A 15,528-nucleotide genomic window follows, 5' to 3' on the forward strand; every position below is an offset into this window, starting at 1 on the left:
GCTCAACGGCTCAGACGACGCATACGCTCAGACGGGGTGATGATATCGGTAATACGCACACCGTATTTATCGGCGACGACAACCACTTCACCCTGCGCAATCAGATAGCCGTTAATCAGGATATCCAGTGGCTCGCCCGCCAGCCCGTCAAGGGCGACTACGGAACCCTGCGTCAGACGCAGCAGCTCTTTAATGGTCATCCGCGTACGGCCGAGTTCGACCGTCAGCTTGACCGGGATATCCATAATCAGGTCGATATCCTGGAGATTGCCGCCAACATCACCGCCGCCAAGCTGCTGGAACACGGCATCAGCCGCGCTTTTACTGCCAGTCGAGGTTTTTTGTTCGTTCAACGCGTCAGCCCACAGATCGTCCACTGCTCCGTTGTTGTCATCGGACGGATTGTTCATATCACTCATTTGGGCTGTTCCTCATTCAGCGAATTCAAAATCGGGTTTATCAGGTGCTCTACACGTAACGCATATTGTCCATTGACTGTACCGTACTGGCTGGTAAGAACCGGTACGCCGTCCACATGAGCGATAATGCGATCGGGTTTATCAATCGGCAGCACATCGCCGGGCTGGAGCTTAAGTATCTGCGACAGGCGCAGGGGAATATCCGCGAAATTGGCAATCAAAGTCAGCTCGGAGTGCTGAACCTGACGCACTAAATTGTCACGCCAGTTCTGGTCTTCGGTGCGTGAGTTTTCCAGCGGCGGGTTCACCAGCATCTCGCGCAGCGGCTCTATCATGCTGAAAGGCAGACAGATGTTGAATTCACCGGTCAGGTTGCCGATTTCCACGTGGAACGGCGTATTGACGACGATATCATTCGGCGACGTAGTAATGTTGGTAAACTTAACCTGCATTTCAGAACGTACATACTCTACGTCCAGCGGGTTAATGGCCTTCCATGCATCACTGTACGCTTCAAGCGCCAGTTTGAGCATGCGGTTGATCACGCGTTGTTCAGTGTGCGTAAACTCACGGCCTTCCACTTTCGTCGGGAAGCGTCCATCACCACCGAACAGGTTATCCACGGCGATAAACACCAGGCTCGGCGAGAAGACAAACAGGCCGGTGCCGCGCAGCGGTTTCAGGTGGATCAGGTTAAGGTTGGTCGGAACGGGTAAGTTACGCGCAAACTCGTGATAGGGCTGAATGCGGATCGCGCCAACGGTGATATCCGGGCTACGACGCAGCAAGTTGAACAACCCCATGCGAAACTGACGCGCAAAACGTTCATTGATGATCTCCAGCGCTTGCAGACGCTCACGCACCACGCGGCGCTGGGTATTCGGGTCATAGGGGCGAATATCGCTATCGCCGCCCATACCCGGTTTCGGATCATCACTCTTATCGCTGTCGCCATTGAGCAGCGCATCGATTTCGGCCTGAGAAAGAATACTATCGCCCATGTCTTTACCGCAAAATGAAAGCTGTATAAAGAACGTCAGTGACTTCCTGCTTCGGCTGTCCTGGCACTAACGGCGTTGCAAGCGTCTCTTTAATCGCGGTAGCAAGCGCCTGTTTACCCTCATCGGTTGCAAGCTGTTGTGCATTCTGACGAGAGAACAACAGTAACAAGCGGCTACGCACTTCCGGCAAATATTCACTCAGTCTGGCGCGCGTTGCGTCGTCGTGCAGACGCAGCGTAATGCCCACATACAGCACACGATCGGCATCGCCCAGGTTCACAGTAAAGGTGTCCAGCGCGAAGAAAACCGGCGCTGGCGGGGGCGGAGCTTCCGCTTTTGCGCTTGCCGCAGGTTTCTGTTGCATACGCCAGTAACTATAGCCAGCTGTGGCGCATGCCGCGAGGGTGATTAACACCAGCAGCGGGATCCAGATAGAGCGCTTACGTTTTTTATTAATAGCGGAGTCAGTCATTAGATACGGGCTTCCTGTTAGTACTGCTTATGAGGTGATTATCCCGTGTCCTGCTCGCGTCAAAGCGCGGAAAAGACGGGGATAATCATGCTACCTCTGGCGTTCAGGCAAAGATGTCTACAGCGCCGTTACCGCGAGCCACAGACTGTAAGCTTGCTGGCGTCACGATGGCTGTATCATCGTCGGAACCAAAAACATCGCCGGAACCCGAACGTGAAGCGTGTTGCTGCTGTGAGGCCTGCTGTTGCTGCTGGCCGGTGAAGCTTTCGCTGCTGATGCTGCTCTGCCCAAGCTGAATACCGCTTTCAGCCAGAGACGTACGCAGCGTCGGTAACGCGGCTTCCAGTGCCTGACGAACGTGGCTGTGCGCCGAAACCATTTGCAGCTGCGCCTGGTTATCTTCCAGCTTGATGGAGATCTGCACCTGGCCCAGATCTTCCGGATGCAAACGCAGTTCAGCCGTCTGCTGGCCCTGGCGAGTGAACAGCGTGACGTGCTGGCTGATATTCTGCTGCCATTCATGGCTACCCAGCGGCGCGCTGACAACCGGTGCCGCCACAGGCGTGCTGGCCTGAGCCGCGCTGGCGCTGGTGGTCACCGGCGCCACGCTAACCGTGGTGTTGGTGGTTTGCAGCGCATTGTCGCTATCTTTCTTCGTGGCGCTGGCCGCGGCCAGTACTGCGGCCTGTTGTGAATTGTCAGCCACCTGGAAAGGCGTGTTCGCGCCCGGATCATTCTTCGCGGCGCTACGTGATAGATCGGTATCGGCTGCGGTCGAGAGTGAGCTGCTGTTCAGCGCGCGGTTAGCGGCTGCGGCAACATCCTGCGTGCTGACGCTGGTCGATTTCGCCGTCGCGGAAGCACTCAGCTGCGCAGTTTGCTGATGCGGCAGCATCGCCATCAATGCGCTGAGGCCTGCCAGTTCGTCATCGGTTGCATCACTCTTCTCATCACCGCTTTGCGCCGTTTTGTTCAGCGCGGCGAGAACATCGCTTTTCGCGGCAGGCGTCAGGCCAGACAAGAGTTTTTGCATATCAGCAGTGGTGGCTGTACTTTCCGTCGCCCCGGCGGTGACATCGCGTTTGGCAATCTGACGCGCAAGCAGATCCGCGAGTTTCTGCGCGGGCGTTTGCGCATCTTCACCGGTGGCTGCGGTCAGGTTGCCTTTCGCCAGCTTGCCGCTTGCCAGCGCAGCCTGTAAATCAGCAAGCGTCAGCGGTTCCCCGTTCTCCTGGGTTTGTCCCTGCGTGCCGGACATCGCGCCGGTAAGCAGGGCGAGGAAATCTTGTGCCGAATCGCCGCCCGCTTTGCCTGTCTGCGCGCTGGTGGCGGTATCGGATTCAGTTACTACCAGTTTTGGCAAGGTGATCATTCTATTTTCCTCAGGGATGCGCGTTGTGCAAACTCATCCATTTTTTTCTGATCGAGGCGGTTTTCCGCCAGTAATGCTGCTGCGCTTTGCCGCTCTTGCAGCGTTTGCCAGGCCTGTAAGCGCTGTTTCTTCTCTCGCCAGCAACCCAGAGCGATATCGACTTTCTCGTTCCATTGCATCAATTGCTTACGATGCTGATCGATGGCTTTTTCCAGCGTCTGAATAAATTGCTGATAATTTTGCCAGCGCTGATTATCAATGCCCTGGCTCATGTTGTTATTCAGACTGTTGCGATACTCATGCTGATAGTCGATCAGCATTTTCAACTGCTCTTCCGCCTGCTGGCAGTTGCGACGCATTTCACCCAACTTCAGTGCCGCGTCGTCAACCTCTTTCTCAGCCAGATCTTTTAGCGTCGTTAATGCGCTGTTTTGCGTCATAAAGTCAGCTCTCCACTACCTTATACTGTCGGGAAGATCAGCTCTAAAGACTGTATAGAATCTTCCCACCCGGCACGTTCGAAGATGCCCTGTTGCAGAAAGGCTTCAAGCTGCGGCCACAATGCAATAGCTTTATCCAGCATTGGGTCACTGCCTCGCGCATACGCGCCAACGCTCACCAGATCGCGATTTCGTTGGAAGCTAGACAGCAACTGTTTGAAATTCCGGACCCTTGCGTAATGTTGTTCAGTAATTAGCGCGGTCATTGCACGGCTGATGGAGGCTTCAATATCAATCGCCGGATAATGACCGGCTTCCGCCAGACGGCGGGAAAGTACGATATGTCCATCAAGAATCGCGCGCGCAGAATCCGCGATAGGATCTTGCTGGTCATCCCCTTCAGTGAGGACGGTATAAAAAGCGGTGATCGAGCCGCCGCCGTGAATGCCGTTCCCCGCACGTTCCACCAGCGCCGGTAATTTGGCGAAGACAGAAGGAGGATAACCTTTGGTTGCTGGCGGTTCGCCGATCGCCAGCGCAATTTCACGCTGCGCCATGGCATAACGCGTCAGAGAGTCCATGATCAGAAGCACATGCTGACCGCGGTCGCGGAAATCTTCAGCAATGCGCGTGGCGTAGGCAGCGCCCTGCATACGCAACAATGGAGAAACATCCGCTGGCGCGGCGATCACGACAGAACGGGCGCGACCGTCAGCGCCAAGGATGTTCTCGATAAAATCTTTAACTTCACGGCCACGTTCACCAATAAGCCCCACGACAATCACGTCAGCCTGGGTATAACGCGCCATCATGCCAAGCAGCACACTCTTACCGACGCCGGAACCGGCAAACAGCCCCATACGTTGACCGCGACCTACCGTCAGCAGGGCGTTAATGGCGCGCACGCCAGTATCAAGCACATGCTCGATCGCCGTACGTTGCAACGGGTTAAACGGCGGCGTCATCAACGCGCCCGTTTCCCCGGTATCGGGCGCAGGCAGGCCGTCGAGCGGTTTACCTGCACCGTCGAGCACGCGTCCCAGCAGGGCAGGGCCGAGCGGCAACTGTTTGCTGCTCTGTAGACCATCGCCCACCGCACCGCGTGCATAAACGCGCGCGCCGGGCAAAATCCCTTCGACTTCTTCCAGCGGCATCAGAAACAGGCGTTGACCGTTGAAGCCGACCACTTCACTTTCCACTTCGTGGGTTTCGCCGCCTTCCTGACGTTCAATGATGCAGGTTGCGCCCAGCGGCAACTGCAAACCGGTGGCTTCCAGCACCAGGCCGGTAGCGCGGGTCAGTCGCCCGTAACGGCGCACAGAAGGGAGCTGCACCATTTTGGCTTCAAAGTTATCAAGCGTTGTCAGCCAGCGGGTCAAGCGCGCAGTCATCAAATCACTCCCGGCGCCGCCAGACGGCACAGTTCCTGCCAGCGCGTTGCAACGCTGGCATCAAGATCGCCTTCATCGGCGGAAACTTTACAGCCGCCCGGATGCAGCGTTGGGTCGCCGCGCAGACGCCAGCCGTGCAGGCTTAACGTCGCGCCGAGCATCTCTTCTACCCGTTGCAGATCGTCCGGGTGAACGCGCAGTTGCGGCTTGCCGCTGAACAGCGGCTCCTGCTGCAACAGCAGTTGAATCTGTTTGATCAGCGCACTGTTATCGACACAGGGCGTTTGTCCCAGCACCTGGCGAGCGGCTTCCAGCGCCATCTGCATCAGACGGGAGGCAATCACGCTGTCGAGCGCATCCAGGGTGTACTGGAATTCACTGACCAGTTGTTGCATCCGCGCATGAAGTGGAGCCTGCTGCTGGCGAGCCAGATTCAGCCCTTGCTCCTGGCCCTGCGCCAGCCCTTCCTGGTAACCGACATCGTGTCCCGCTTTACGTCCTTCCGCGAGTCCAGCGTTGTAACCCGCGTCGTGAGCCTGCATCTGGATCTGTGCCAGTTGCTGCTGCTGTTTTTGCTCCTCGGATAAGACGTCTTCTTCCTCGTCGGCGTCTTCTGATGCACTCTCGTTCATCAGCAGGGGAGCGAACTCGGCAGCCTGCGGGAGTGCCAGATCGTCCGGCGTCCAGACTTTCCAGGGCAATTCGTTAGACATAGGTATCCTCGCCGCTGCCAATTACCATCTCGCCGGTTTCCGCCAGACGACGAACAATAAGCAGGATCGCTTTCTGTTCGTTTTCCACCTGAGACAGACGCACCGGGCCACGGTTGGCGAGGTCGTCGCGCAGGATATCGGCAGCACGCTGGGACATGTTGCGCAGGAACTTCTCGCGCAGCGGCTGCTCGGCGCCTTTGAGGGCGATAAGCAGGGACTCGGAGTCCACTTCCTGCAGCAGGCGCTGGATACTGCGGTCGTCCACGTCCACCAGGTTTTCGAACAGGAACATCTCGTCGATAATTTTCTGCGCCAGTTCGCCGTCGAACTCGCGAACCGCAGTAATAACCGCTTCTTCCTGCTGGGTTTTCATCAGGTTGATGATCTCGGCTGCCGTTCTCACGCCGCCCATTTTGCTGCGTTTGAGGTTCTGGCCGTCGAGCAGGTTGTTCAGTACTTCGGTCAGTTCCGCCAGCGCGGCAGGCTGTACGCCGCCGAAGGTGGCGATACGCAGCATCACGTCATGGCGCATGCGCTCGTCAAACAGCGCCAGAATATCTGCCGCCTGAGAACGTTTGAGGTGCACAAGAATAGTGGCGATGATCTGCGGATGTTCGTCGCGAATAAGGTCGGCGGCGCTCTGCGGCTCCATAAAGTTGAGCGTTTCGATGCCGCTGGTGGTATCGCGGGTTTCGAGAATATCTTCCAGCAGGCTGGAAGCACGCTCTTCGCCCAACGCTTTGACCAGCACCGAACGCAGATAGTCGTTGGCGTTGATGTTCAGCGCCGCGAACTGTTCCGCTTCGTTCTCAAACTCCTGCAATACGTCCATCAACTGTTTGTTGGAGATTTGACGCACGCTGGCCATCGCGGTACTCAGATGCTGAACTTCGCGGGCAGAGAGGTGTTTAAACACCTCTGCTGCGCGGTCTTCGCCGATGGTCATCAGCAAGATGACACTTTTGTCTGTTCCGGAAAGATTATTGCTCATGTTCGTTATTCATCCACTGGCGAATGACCAGCGCCACGACGCGCGGATCGTTATCTGACATTTCGCGAATACGCTGGCTCATCACTTCTGCGCTCAGGCGTTGGTTAGAACGACGCTGCTGGTTCACTTCGTCTTTACTCAGGCGAACTTCCACCGACTCTTCAATTTCGGCTCGTGCCTGTGCAGCTTCCTGTGCAGCTTTCGCTTCTTCCTGGCGGCGCACCAGTTGCGGACGGACCGCTTTACGCCACAACAGCCAGGCAACAATCAGTACTAGTAACCAGCGGCCTGCGGACATCAGCTGGTCGATAAACGACTGCTGCTGCCAGAACGGGAGCTGACCACCGATATCGTCCGTTGCGTTAAACGGCGAGTTGACGACGTTGAGGGTATCACCGCGTTTTTCGGTGTAACCCATCGCCTCACGGGTTAAATCTTCAATTTGTTTCAGCTGATCGGCGGTCAGTGCGGCCGTTTTACCATCTGCCAGCGTGCGGTAGTTCACCACCACGGCAACGGAGAGACGTTCAATATCACCGACATTCATCTTGGTATGACGAATGGTGCGATCAACTTCGTAGTTGTTGGTTTCGTTATGCGTGGTGTTGCGCGGCCCCACATTGCTGCTGTTCGCGGTGGAGGTATTGGTGCCTTGCTGACCTTGCGCATTCTGCTGGTTATTCTGCGTCGTGATCGGCGCACTGTTCGCTGGCGCGGGCTGGTTAGAGAGCGCCCCCGGAACACCGCCAGGATACTGGCCGCCAATCTGTTCGCTGGTGTTTACCTGGCGTGAACGCAGAACCGCCTGCGCCGGATCGCCGCCGTTCGGGCTGTACTGCTCTTCCGTTTGCTCTTTATTGGCGAAATCGAGTTGAGCGGTAACCTGCGCGTGTACGTTGCCATTACCGACGATAGGGCCAAGGATGGCTTCGATACGGCGCTGGATACGGCCTTCAACGTCAGCGGTATATTTCAGCTGAGCGTCGTTCAGATCGCGACCGGCTGTCCCGGCCTGCGTTAACAGACGACCGCCCTGATCAACGACCGTTACGTTACCCGGCGGCAAACCTGCCACTGCGCTGGAAACCAGATGTACTATCGCGCTGATCTGGCCGTCATCCAGGGCGCGACCCGGTTGAAGATTAACGGTGACAGAGGCGGAAGGAGATTTTTGTTCGCGAACAAACAGCGATGGTTTCGGCATGGCGAGGTGCACGCGGGCACTTTTCACCGGGCCAAGTGTTTCGATGGTGCGGGCCAGTTCACCTTCCAGCGCACGCTGGTAGTTCACTTGCTCGCTAAATTGACTGATACCGAATTTTTCCTGATCCAGCAGTTCAAAACCCACTGCGCCGCCTTTCGGCAGACCCTGTTGCGCCAGACGCAAGCGCAGTTCATGCACTTTATCCGCCGGAACTTCAATCGCTCCGTTGCCATCGGCAAAGCGGTAAGGGATATTCATTTGGGTCAACTGCGTGACAATGGCTCCGCCATCCTGGTCGGATAAGTTGCTGAATAACGTCCGGTAATCCGGGCTCTTGGCCCACAGCACCATAGCAACAACGATGGCGACGGCTGCTGCGGCGGCCACCATTAAAGGGATTTTGGGGTTCGCGCGTAAGCGGTTAAGCCACTCAAGAGATTTATTCTGCGGTGCAGTTGTTGCAGTCGCACTCATTGCGCACCTCGTAACTCTGGGTGGATGTTGTTATTTGAGTTGAGAAACAAAACAGACTCCCGGGTCGGCAAACTCGACATTTATCCATTAACATGGCAATGCCATTATTTGATGATTCCCAATTTTCTATGCGCCAAATAACCTGGTTTTTTGTCGCTATTTACCGCCATTATCTCATTGACAAGCTGTTAACCTTGTCCAGTATCAAACCATCCGGGGAAAAATAATGGCTATACAGGGCATTGAAAGCGTCATCAGCCAGTTGCAGGCAACTGCCGGCGTTGCGCGCAATCAGAGCGTGGAGAGCGAACCGACAATCAGCTTTGCCGGGCAACTGCATGCTGCGCTGGATCGCATCAGCGACACGCAAAACGCAGCACGTGTGCAGGCAGAGAAATTCACACTCGGCGAACCGGGCGTGGCGTTGAATGACGTGATGACCGATCTGCAAAAATCGTCCATTTCGTTGCAAATGGGCGTTCAGGTGCGTAATAAACTGGTGTCTGCTTATCAGGACATCATGAATATGCAGGTTTAGGCCTGACTGATTTTGCATTTTGCTACCGGTCGGCGCTTTTCGCGTGGCATGGGGGCAACGTAAGAACCTCGCTCTGGCGGGGTTTTTCTCTATGTGCGGCGGCAGGATTTTGTGCGGGCGTTAAAACCGGTCGTTAAATGCCGACCGGTATCCACTGAGGTTGCTGATTTCAGGCGTAAGCAGGTTTGTCTTGCTTGAAGATCTTGCTGCAATGGGGGCACATCAGTGCTGAACCTTTCTGGACTCGGGTGAAGCTATGTTCTGACTGCATAGCGCAGTGAGGGCAGGTACATTTGGTAAGAAAGTTGCGATTGTTTTTTGAATCTTTCCGTGGTGGCATAGAGTAATTCCTGATGAATGGGCTGCAACAATACACTATCCCAATACATATAGCCCGTAATGATTTCCCTGCGGGCAAAACGCTGGTACGAGGAATTACCGTAGCCTGGCGCTGATAACCGGTAATCTCTTTGAATGAAAAATACTCACTGGCGTTGCACCGGCAAATATTATGTCGTGCCCTGGGTAATGAGCGGCCGCCTTCCGTAGCGCTTTTCGTAAATATTTATCCCGCTGAAATAATTAATTCTTGCCCTGTCTTAATGATCTTTACAAAAAGCTAACTTCAATTGCATACACTAGCAACCCTAAAATTAGCTGACGCGGAGGGCAACTATGTACCGTAAAACTTGCCAGATTGACACTATTCTGGCCGATCTTAATTATTCTGTTGATGCCCATTATGACTGGCTGGTGAATATGTTTTCCTGTGTGGTAAATAATGCCTTTGAACAGCCAGATATTATTTATCCGTGCGCGCATAAACACTGTCGTGTTGGAACCTGGCTGCATCATCACCAACCGATGGGAGAGGAGGAATCTTCATGTATTCAGGCAATTAGCGAGGCACATATGCGCATGCATGACAGTGGTCGCCAGATGATGCTCGCCATCCAGAATAAAACCGTGACGGCCGAACATTTCACCGACTTTAAACAGCATCTGGCTCTGTTTTCCAGCGCGGTGACAACCTATAAAAGTTATTTATTAAATATGCGCAGCGGGATCGATATTCTCACCGGCTTGCCAGGCAGAAGAATGCTGGATGAAACATTTGTACAGCAATTAATACGCACCCCGGAACAAAATATTTACCTGTTATTACTGGATATCGATCGCTTTAAAAATATTAACGATACTTACGGCCATCTGATTGGCGATAGCGTATTGCGCGGTCTCGCTCAGCTATTACGCGACGGCATCCGCGATGACGATAATGCGTACCGCTATGGCGGTGAGGAATTTATCATTTTGCTACGTGCTCCTTCGGATAAAGATGCCTGTCTGACCGGGCTGCGGCTGTGCAATACCATTGCCGACACCACCCTGAATTGTGACGATCAAGCACTGCATATTACGGTCACTGTTGGGTTAACCAAAGTCCAGGCCAAAGAGTCACTGGACGAGGCGGCAAAACGTGCCGATGCGGCGATGTATCGCGGTAAGCAGACCGGGCGCAACCGCTGCATGTTTATGGATGAGTGGGGCGAGATCCACCATTTCGTCGGTTGAGCGTTATCGGTTGCTGGCTCACCATTTGCAGGTGAGCCAGCCTGTTGCGTTACTTCTGAATCAAGTAGCGGATGGTCGGGCCATCCTGCTGGATATCCAGCACGGTATAACCGTGGTTGCGGGCATCCAGCGGAATGTTATTGATTGACTGCGGGCAGTCGCTCACCACCTCCAGAATCTCCCCTTTTTTGAGTTGTGGCATCGCTTCGAGCGTGGCTACCGCCGGATAAGGGCAGGGTTCACCGCTCATATCGAGGCGGTAATCGGGCACAATGTTCATGCAGTCTCCTTCACGGGCGCCGGTGTTTTGCGGCGAAAGAAATGTTTTTCCCAGCCAATGACAAACAGCAGCGCGGCCAGTAACAACGCATAGGTCACCAGCAGGCCGCCGAGCGGGCCAAAGGTGTTCAGCAAGTTGATTTTATCCCAGTGGGTGGCGAGGGAAGGGGATAAGTCATCCCAGAACCAGGCCAGGATCGTCGAGCCGATAACGTTGCCCAGCCCGACCCACCAGTAATGCACCTGACCTTCGACTGCGCGGTACATCCAGCCGGTTTCACAACCGCCTGCCAGCACAATCCCGAAGCCAAACAGCAGCCCGCCGAGTACCGCATTCGGCCCGGCCCACATGATTTTGGGTTCCATCCCCAGTTGCACATAGCTGAAGATGCCGATCGCGCTCGCCGCCATACCAAAAATAATCGCTTTTGCCATCATGGTACGCCCGGTGATCCACATATCGCGGAATGCGGAGGTGAAGCAGATTTGCGCCCGCTCAATCAGTAAACCAAAACCGACACCAAACAGCATCGCCAGCCCCAGTTTCGGCTGATTCATCGCCGTCAGCAGCGCCCAGCCCACCATGCTGATAAACACCAGCATACCGATGCGGAAGCGGCGTTTTGCCTGCTCCGGTTTTTGTGTCAGCGGTGAAGCGGCAGAAACTTTCTGCATCTTTACCGCAATGCGGAACATGGGCAGCAGCGTAAAGCGCGCACCGAACCATGAGCCAATCGCCGTGGCAACGGCAAAGAACCAGGCATGCAGCGAAAATTGTGGAATGCCAGTGAAGAAGGCGGCAAGGTTACAGCCCATCGCCAGCCGGGCGCCGAAACCGGCAATAATGCCGCCAGCAATGGCCTGGGCGATGCGAATGCGACTGTGCGGAAAACGTAGCTTGACGTTATTCGCCCACAGCGCGGCGGCAAAACAGCCGCCAAACATACCGATGATCATCATGCCATCAATACGCGTCAGCGGCGTGCCGTCCAGATGGATCAATTTGAAGTATCCCCACTCTTCGGTATGAACGCCCGCCAGTTGCAACAACTGGCCGCCCCAGCGGGTGAATTCGCCCGTCACCGCCCAGAAAGTGCCAGTGATGCCGAAATAGTAGGTGGAGAGAATACCGGCGGCGATAACGGCCGGAATCGGGGACCAGAAGCGAATCAGGAAACGCTCCTTAAAGGATTGCCATGACATAGTGAAAACCTCTGAACTCAGAAGGCAGTAATTAAAGAAGGCGAATGATACACGTGGCAAATGACAAACTAACGCAAAAAGGGCGTAAACCCTGGTGCAGATCAAACTTCTTCGCGCCGGAGAAGGGTGGCGATGATAATGCTTTAATGCCACAATATTTTTTTCTTCGCGATCGGGATAAATAATGAAAAAGCGAGTGATTATTAGCGCGGCGCTACTGCTCAGCGGCTGCGTACAGGTGGATGATTACAACGCGGTGGTAAAACAGCCTGCACCGGCAGGTCTGGCGGGTTACTGGCAATCGGCAGGCCCGCAGAGCAAACTGGTCAGCCCGGAAGCAATAGCCAGCCTGATTGTCACGCCCGAAGGGGACACGCTGGATTGCCGTCAGTGGCAGCGGGTCATTGCCGTACCGGGCAAACTGATGCGTGATGGCAGCACGTTATATAACGTGACGCAAAAACGGGATATTTACCCGCTCGACCACGAAGGTAATACACTGGAATTTGATGGCATGACGCTCAAACGCGTCGATAAACCGACGGTTGAGTGCCAGAATGCGCTGACTGCCGCCGGGCTGGACATCAGCAAATAAGGTAGCGCCGGGTGCTACTGCCCGGCACATTACGTCCCCTTCCTTTTTTCCCCTACGCAGATATCGCGGATGTTTGTGGATTTTACGCACGGGATCACGCCTGCATTGGCGACAGCCTGCATTTTTAGTGGAAGGTAAAAACTGGGGGGATAGCAAGGAAAACCCGTTGCCATGTTCCTGAGACTCGGGAAACAGGGGTAACAGGAGAGAACAGTGCGGGCGAGGTGTTTAAAACGTCACCCGCCTGTTCTGAGATTAGATCTCATTCGGGAAGAGTATATTTCCAGAGAGGCGTCCATATGTCGAATGCAGGTTATGTTGTCGAGATGTCTGTCTAACCAATGTCCGCAGTTCATCCATTCGTTCGTTTAACAGTTCTTTCAGCACAACTTCGTTATCCAGAATTTGCTTCAGCAGCGGCCGAATTTGCGCCTGCAACTGAGGCGCAATTTCTCCGGCATCCTGGAACTGTGCTAACTTCTCCACAGCGTTAATGTACTTCACTTCATGTTCGATGAGTTCGTCCCAACGCCCTTCCTTCGCGAGGTTAAGCATGGTGCGGCTGGCGACCAACAGCTGCTGATAGTGGTGGAGCAACCCGAGATTTGCTTCCATTAGTAAGTGTCCCGCGAGTTTTGATTATTGGGGCCAATTTCTTTCCAGGCATCAGCGATGTTGCTCAACAACTTCGATACTTCATCAATGGCGGAGAGGTCATTGTGGAGATTTGCCTGTAAAAGACGTCGTGTCATGTAGTCATAAAGACTGTCCAGATTTGCGGAGATCTCACCACCGGCTTCGTGATTAAGACCGGCCCGCAAGCCGTTGGTAATGATATTTATAGCCTGTGAAAGCGCCCGTCCTTTACCGGGAATATCTCCCTGCTCAATCAGGATCGCGGCCTTTTTCATGGCGCTCAAGGCGCCATCAAAAAGCAACACCACGAGTTGATGTGGGCTGGCACTCAGAACGGCGCTTTCCACGCCGACCTGGGCATAAGCCTGAGTTCCCGATTTCGTATACATGTCAAACCTCAACTGATGGTTTATGCACTCATAGCATTGAACTGCTGGGTCAAATAGTTACCGGTTGTCGTCAGAGAAGAAACCAGCTGACTTAAACTGGTGAACTGTGTTTTGTAACGCGCCATGGTTGCGGTGATCTGATCATTGACCTGGTCATACTGATCGGACAGCTGTTTCAGGGTTTTGTTGATCCCGTCGGTCGCATTCTGCACGGTACCATCGGTACCTAAAAAATCGTCCAGCAGGTTGCTTGCCTGCGTGGCGAAGCCGGTGGTTTTACCGTCGCCGGACAGGAAAGAGATCACGTCCGCTGACTTTTCATTCAACGCTTTATTAAGTTTGGTGCTGTCAACGGTCAGCTTACCGGTCGTATCCTGAGTCACACCCAATTGCGACAGAATGGAGAAGCTTCCTCCGTCACTCTGAGAGGACGACAACATAGAGCGCAGACGCGTCTGAATGTTGCGCAGCGTACCGTCGCCCAGCAGGTCGCCGTTCGAGCTGTCCTGCGAATCACTGCCCTGATCCACTGCTGTATATTTGGTCTGGTTAGCAATGGTCGTTTGCAGCGAGTTGTAGGCATCAACAAACGCCTGAATCGCGTCGGTCATCGGCTGGTTGTCTTTGGTTACCGTCAACGTTTCCGGGCTGCCAACGTTGGTTTTATTCAGCGTCAGCGTGACACCTTCCGGCGCATCTGTAATCGTGTTGCTGCTACGGGTAATTTCAATCCCGTTAATTTTCAGCTTCGCATCAGACGCAGCAACCTGCTGTGTCATCACGTTGCTCGCGCTGCTGGTATTCGTCGAGTCATAGCTGATGTACTGTGCCAGTTGCGTATCATTTGTGGTGATCGTCATCTGGTTAGCCGTACCGCTGTCACGTGAAGTCAGTGCCAGGTAATAGCTGTTGTCATCTGCTTTAATAATGCTCGCAGTTACGCTGCCTTGCTGTTTGTTAATGGCATCGCGAATGTCCGACAGACTGGTTTGATCGCTGTTCAGCGTCACGGTCATCGGATTCGTTTGCCCAGGCTGAGTGATCGTAATGGTACGAGAACTCAGGCTACTGTCGCCTAAATCAGTATCTTTGCTGGCCACTTTCGGGCTGAGCAGAGATTGAGAAGCTGCCAGCGAAGACACCTCGACCGAGTAAGTTCCCGCCGCGGCATCATTGGCCAGCGTAGCAGTAAACGCGGTGTTAGTGCTGGATACTTTTGTCGATGCGATGCTTGACGTATCTTTCAGCGCATTAGCAGCAGTTTGCAGCTTAGTCAGGGAGGTTTGCACCACTCCCCAGGCTGTCAGCTTGGCTTTATACGAAGTCTGCTGAGTGGTAATTGGCGTCAGCTTTGTTTGTTCAGCTGTCTGCAAATTGTCATACAACGTGTTCAGATCCAAGCTTGTGCCTGCGCCGAGCGAACTAATACTTGCCATATCTTCATCCTTCAGTTTTAGACAATCACTGTGTGGATTATCGGCAGCGACTGCGAAAAGATTAGAGGTTTTTTTTTAAAGCAATGGCGGAATAAAGCCAAAGAATAGCGGGCAGTTTGTGGCTTTAAAAAATTAAAGTTTTTCTCTAAAGGTTGGTCAGTGACGGTCGATAACCTGGAAGACGGTAAGAACGCCGTAGGCAGATGCCTGAATCTGATAACTTTTTTATTTAAAGGAATTACATCATGGCTGTTATTAATACTAACACCCTGTCGCTGACGACTCAGAATAACCTGACCAAATCTCAGGGCGCTCTGGGTACCGCTATCGAGCGTCTCTCTTCCGGTCTGCGTATCAACAGCGCGAAAGACGACGCTGCTGGCCAGGCGATTGCTAACCGCTT

Annotated in this window: 18 protein-coding genes and 1 pseudogene; 4 read left to right on the plus strand and 15 right to left on the minus strand. The window is 54.1% G+C overall.

The genetic code is table 11. From position 1 onward, the window contains the following. Positions 1-2: 2 nt before the first annotated feature. From fliN to fliF, 9 genes are all read right to left on the minus strand, one after another. Positions 3-419 (minus strand): flagellar motor switch protein FliN, encoded by a 417-nt coding sequence (fliN, locus tag DK872_RS09670; protein WP_007371491.1) that lies wholly within the window; start codon positions 417-419, stop codon positions 3-5. After that, positions 416-1,420 carry a flagellar motor switch protein FliM gene (gene fliM / locus DK872_RS09675; RefSeq protein ID WP_007371492.1) on the minus strand — a complete coding sequence of 335 codons (1,005 nt, stop codon included), beginning with the start codon at positions 1,418-1,420 and terminating at the stop codon, positions 416-418. The genes fliN and fliM overlap by 4 nt, the downstream gene beginning before the upstream one ends. Before the next feature lie 4 nt (positions 1,421-1,424). Further along, positions 1,425-1,892: a flagellar basal body-associated protein FliL gene (gene fliL, locus DK872_RS09680; RefSeq protein ID WP_007371493.1), complete on the minus strand. Its 468-nt coding sequence runs from the start codon at positions 1,890-1,892 to the stop codon at positions 1,425-1,427. A 103-nt stretch (positions 1,893-1,995) separates the two neighbouring features. Then, entirely contained in the window at positions 1,996-3,264 is a 1,269-nt protein-coding gene (fliK, locus tag DK872_RS09685) for a flagellar hook length control protein FliK (protein ID WP_079517739.1), read from the minus strand. Continuing rightward, positions 3,261-3,704 carry a flagellar export protein FliJ gene (fliJ, locus tag DK872_RS09690; RefSeq protein WP_007371495.1) on the minus strand — a complete coding sequence of 148 codons (444 nt, stop codon included), beginning with the start codon at positions 3,702-3,704 and terminating at the stop codon, positions 3,261-3,263. The genes fliK and fliJ overlap by 4 nt, the downstream gene beginning before the upstream one ends. Positions 3,705-3,724: 20 nt before the next feature. Then, complete coding sequence (gene fliI, locus DK872_RS09695; protein ID WP_007371496.1) at positions 3,725-5,095, minus strand: flagellar protein export ATPase FliI; 1,371 nt, start codon at positions 5,093-5,095, stop codon at positions 3,725-3,727. Beyond that, on the minus strand, positions 5,095-5,808 hold the full coding sequence (fliH, locus tag DK872_RS09700; RefSeq protein ID WP_007371497.1) for a flagellar assembly protein FliH: 714 nt from the start codon (positions 5,806-5,808) through the stop codon (positions 5,095-5,097). The genes fliI and fliH overlap by 1 nt, the downstream gene beginning before the upstream one ends. Then, positions 5,801-6,799 (minus strand): flagellar motor switch protein FliG, encoded by a 999-nt coding sequence (gene fliG, locus DK872_RS09705; RefSeq protein ID WP_007371498.1) that lies wholly within the window; start codon positions 6,797-6,799, stop codon positions 5,801-5,803. Before fliG ends, fliH begins: the two co-directional genes overlap by 8 nt. Beyond that, positions 6,789-8,477, minus strand: a complete 1,689-nt coding sequence (gene fliF / locus DK872_RS09710) for a flagellar basal-body MS-ring/collar protein FliF (protein ID WP_007371499.1) — start codon at positions 8,475-8,477, stop codon at positions 6,789-6,791. The genes fliG and fliF overlap by 11 nt, the downstream gene beginning before the upstream one ends. 226 nt (positions 8,478-8,703) lie before the next feature. On the opposite strand from fliF, the gene fliE reads away from it, so the two are divergent. Beyond that, positions 8,704-9,015: a flagellar hook-basal body complex protein FliE gene (fliE, locus tag DK872_RS09715; protein WP_007371501.1), complete on the plus strand. Its 312-nt coding sequence runs from the start codon at positions 8,704-8,706 to the stop codon at positions 9,013-9,015. 169 nt (positions 9,016-9,184) lie between these two features. Here fliE and DK872_RS27510 read toward each other — a convergent pair whose 3' ends face one another. After that, positions 9,185-9,355, minus strand: coding sequence for a YnfU family zinc-binding protein (locus DK872_RS27510; protein WP_216637202.1), 171 nt, complete (start codon positions 9,353-9,355; stop codon positions 9,185-9,187). Between the two features lie 335 nt (positions 9,356-9,690). On the opposite strand from DK872_RS27510, the gene DK872_RS09720 reads away from it, so the two are divergent. Further along, the gene (locus DK872_RS09720) at positions 9,691-10,587 is read left to right on the plus strand and encodes a diguanylate cyclase (protein WP_161518285.1); all 897 of its coding nucleotides are present in this window, start codon (positions 9,691-9,693) and stop codon (positions 10,585-10,587) included. A 49-nt stretch (positions 10,588-10,636) separates the two neighbouring features. Here the strand turns inward: DK872_RS09720 and yedF are convergent, their stop codons facing one another. Both yedF and yedE read right to left on the minus strand, forming a co-directional pair. Continuing rightward, positions 10,637-10,867, minus strand: a complete 231-nt coding sequence (yedF, locus tag DK872_RS09725; RefSeq protein ID WP_035890239.1) for a sulfurtransferase-like selenium metabolism protein YedF — start codon at positions 10,865-10,867, stop codon at positions 10,637-10,639. Beyond that, a complete protein-coding gene (yedE, locus tag DK872_RS09730; RefSeq protein WP_161518286.1) occupies positions 10,864-12,069 on the minus strand; it encodes a selenium metabolism membrane protein YedE/FdhT in 1,206 nt (401 codons plus the stop codon). The genes yedF and yedE overlap by 4 nt, the downstream gene beginning before the upstream one ends. Positions 12,070-12,253: 184 nt before the next feature. Here yedE and yedD point away from each other — a divergent pair, with 184 nt between their 5' ends. Further along, positions 12,254-12,664, plus strand: a complete 411-nt coding sequence (gene yedD / locus DK872_RS09735; RefSeq protein ID WP_161518287.1) for a lipoprotein YedD — start codon at positions 12,254-12,256, stop codon at positions 12,662-12,664. Between the two features lie 255 nt (positions 12,665-12,919). Here the strand turns inward: yedD and fliT are convergent, their stop codons facing one another. From fliT to fliD, 3 genes are read right to left on the minus strand one after another with little or no spacing between them, the layout of a single operon-like run. Then, positions 12,920-13,279, minus strand: coding sequence for a flagella biosynthesis regulatory protein FliT (fliT, locus tag DK872_RS09740; RefSeq protein WP_007371510.1), 360 nt, complete (start codon positions 13,277-13,279; stop codon positions 12,920-12,922). Next, positions 13,279-13,689 carry a flagellar export chaperone FliS gene (gene fliS, locus DK872_RS09745; RefSeq protein WP_007371511.1) on the minus strand — a complete coding sequence of 137 codons (411 nt, stop codon included), beginning with the start codon at positions 13,687-13,689 and terminating at the stop codon, positions 13,279-13,281. The genes fliT and fliS overlap by 1 nt, the downstream gene beginning before the upstream one ends. 20 nt (positions 13,690-13,709) lie before the next feature. Further along, positions 13,710-15,125 carry a flagellar filament capping protein FliD gene (gene fliD, locus DK872_RS09750; RefSeq protein WP_007371512.1) on the minus strand — a complete coding sequence of 472 codons (1,416 nt, stop codon included), beginning with the start codon at positions 15,123-15,125 and terminating at the stop codon, positions 13,710-13,712. Positions 15,126-15,370: 245 nt separating this feature from the next. On the opposite strand from fliD, the pseudogene DK872_RS09755 reads away from it, so the two are divergent. Further along, positions 15,371-15,528: pseudogene (locus DK872_RS09755) on the plus strand (flagellin FliC); the annotation flags it as partial.

Origin of the sequence: Kosakonia sp. MH5, assembly GCF_009935945.1 — a bacterium.
Classification (GTDB): Bacteria; Pseudomonadota; Gammaproteobacteria; order Enterobacterales; family Enterobacteriaceae; genus Kosakonia; species Kosakonia radicincitans.